Origin of the sequence: Gordonia cholesterolivorans (assembly GCF_039531975.1) — a bacterium.
Classification (GTDB): domain Bacteria; phylum Actinomycetota; class Actinomycetes; order Mycobacteriales; family Mycobacteriaceae; genus Gordonia; species Gordonia sihwensis.
In genome coordinates, this window is the sequence record NZ_BAAARB010000049.1 from 1 (window position 1) to 2,387 (window position 2,387).

Annotated in this window: 1 protein-coding gene; it reads left to right on the plus strand. The window is 67.6% G+C overall.

The window, feature by feature from the left end; all coding sequences use genetic code 11:
* Nucleotides 1–129 precede the first annotated feature (129 nt).
* Nucleotides 130–1,743: a dipeptide ABC transporter ATP-binding protein gene (locus ABFX36_RS18810; RefSeq protein WP_346077799.1), complete on the plus strand. Its 1,614-nt coding sequence runs from the start codon at nucleotides 130–132 to the stop codon at nucleotides 1,741–1,743.
* Nucleotides 1,744–2,387 lie beyond the last annotated feature (644 nt).

A 2,387-nucleotide genomic window follows, 5' to 3' on the forward strand; every position in this document is an offset into this window, starting at 1 on the left:
CACCAGAAAGGTGCTCCTTGCCCTGCTTGTGATTGTCGTTTCGCAACAACAATTATTGCAGCTCAGAGCACCTTTCTTCATGAAAACGGCAGGTCAGGCGAATTCAGCGATGAAAGCCCGAGGCTGGAAGTGACCGACCTGCACGTGCGGTTCGCCTATCCGCGTCCGGCGGTCTCCGGAATCAGCCTCCGCGTCGATCGCGGCGAAATCGTCGCTCTCGTAGGAGAATCCGGATCGGGCAAGACCATGACCGCACGGGCCGCGATCGGTCTCCTGCCCGACGGTGCGACGGCCACCGGTTCGGTTCGGGTCGACGGACGCGAGATTCTCGGTCTTCCGGAGAAGGACCTCGCTCGCCTTCGGGGCGACCGCGTGGCCATGGTCTTCCAGGAACCGCAGACCGCGCTGAACCCGGTCCAGACCATCGGCTGGCAGCTTCGCCAGGCGCTCACCCGGCACAGCGGTCTGTCCCGGGCGGCGGTGCGCGCCAGGGCCGTGGAACTGCTCCGACTCGTCGACCTCCCTGAACCGGAGGTCCGTGTCGGCTATTATCCGCACCAGCTATCCGGCGGCCAGAAACAGCGTGTGGTCATCGCACTCGCGCTCGCCGGCGACCCGGCCCTGCTGCTCGCCGACGAGCCGACCACAGCCCTCGACGTCTCGGTGCAGCGAGAGATCCTCGAACTCCTCGTCCGTCTCCGCGAGCGCACGGGCGCAGGCATTCTGCTCATCACGCACAACCTCGGTGTCGTCGCCGAGATCGCTGACCGCGTAGTGGTGGTGCAACTCGGGGAGACGGTGGAGACCGGCGACGTGGGACGGATCTTCGCCGAGCCCTCCGCACCCTACACACGCCAGTTGCTGGCCGCCGTTCCGCGCTTGGACACCGCGTCGCGGGACAGCAGACGCCACGCCGCGCACGGACCGACGCCGGTCGTCGTGGTCGACGGCGTGACCGTCGAGCATCCGGGATCGTTCGGGTCGAACCCGCACGTAGCGCTGTCGGACGTGTCGCTGGTGGTCGAGTCCGGTGAGGTGGTCGGGGTGGTCGGCGAGTCCGGCTCCGGAAAGACGACCCTCGGGCGAGCCATCGGCGGCCTGCTGCCCCTGGCCGGCGGTCGTATCCTGCTGGATGGCGACGATCTCGCCGAACTCTCCGGCAAGGACCTCCGAGCAGCGCGGCGCCGCATCGCCTTCGTTCCGCAAGACCCGACCGCCTCTCTCGACCCGCGCTTCACCGTCGCCGAGTCCATCCGTGAGCCGCTGGAGATCCAAAGGATCGGGGACCGCCGCTCACGCGCGGCTCGGGTCGCCGAACTGCTGTCGGCCGTGCAATTGCCGACCTCGTTCGCCTCTCGCCTGCCACACGAGTTGTCGGGTGGTCAGCGTCAGCGCGTCGCCCTCGCCCGTGCGCTCTCGACGGACCCCAAACTCCTCATCGCCGACGAGCCGACGAGCGCGCTGGACGTCTCCGTCCAGGCCCGCGTATTGGAGCTGTTCGCACAGTTGCAGGCCGACATCGGCTTCGCGGCACTGTTCATCAGCCACGACCTCGCCGTCGTCCGCCAGGTGTCCGACCGCGTGACCGTCCTCAAGTCCGGTCGCGTGGTCGAGTCCGGCAGTGCGACAAGGATCTTCGTTCAGCCCGCCACCGACTACACCCGCACTCTGGTGCACGCGGTCCCCGCCCCCGACCCCGAACGAGACCGCCTCGGCCGCGAGCTGCTGCCCGCAACCTCGTAGCCCAGACCGCGCCGCGGCCCCCTCACACGAACCCCGCCGTATCAACACAGTCCACACCTGCGGGAAGCGATCGCCGTCCCCCCCCCCGAGGTTCGTCGAGTAGGCGGGTGAGCGTAGCGAGCACGGCGTATCGAGACCAGCCTGCTCCCGCGTGTGGTGGTTTCGACTCGCTCCGCTCGCTCAACCAGCCGTCGCCCCGAGGCTCGTCGAGTAGGCGTGTGAGCGTAGCGAGCACGCCGTATCGAGACCGCTCTGCCGTCGTGTGGTGGTTTCGACTCGCTCCGCTCCCTCAACCAGCCTAAGAGGGTGCGCGCTCAACCAGCCTGCCGGAACCGCTCTCCGACCCCCCGCGGTTTGTCGAGTAGGCGGGTGAGCGTAGCGAGCACGCCGTATCGAGACGACTCTGCCGTCGTGTGGTGGTTTCGACTCGCTCCGCTCGCTCAACCAGCCTGAAGCCAGTCTGAAGAGTGCGCGTTCGCGGTCTGTCAGGCGCGCCGTATCCAGACGGCACTCGCCGGCCGGGGGGCACGTCCCGGGAAATGGGTTGAGCCCCGATCAGACGGTGTCTGATCGGGGCTCAACAAGTTGTGTTCGGCGGTGTCCTACTCTCCCACACCCATTACAGTGCAGTACCATCGGCGCAG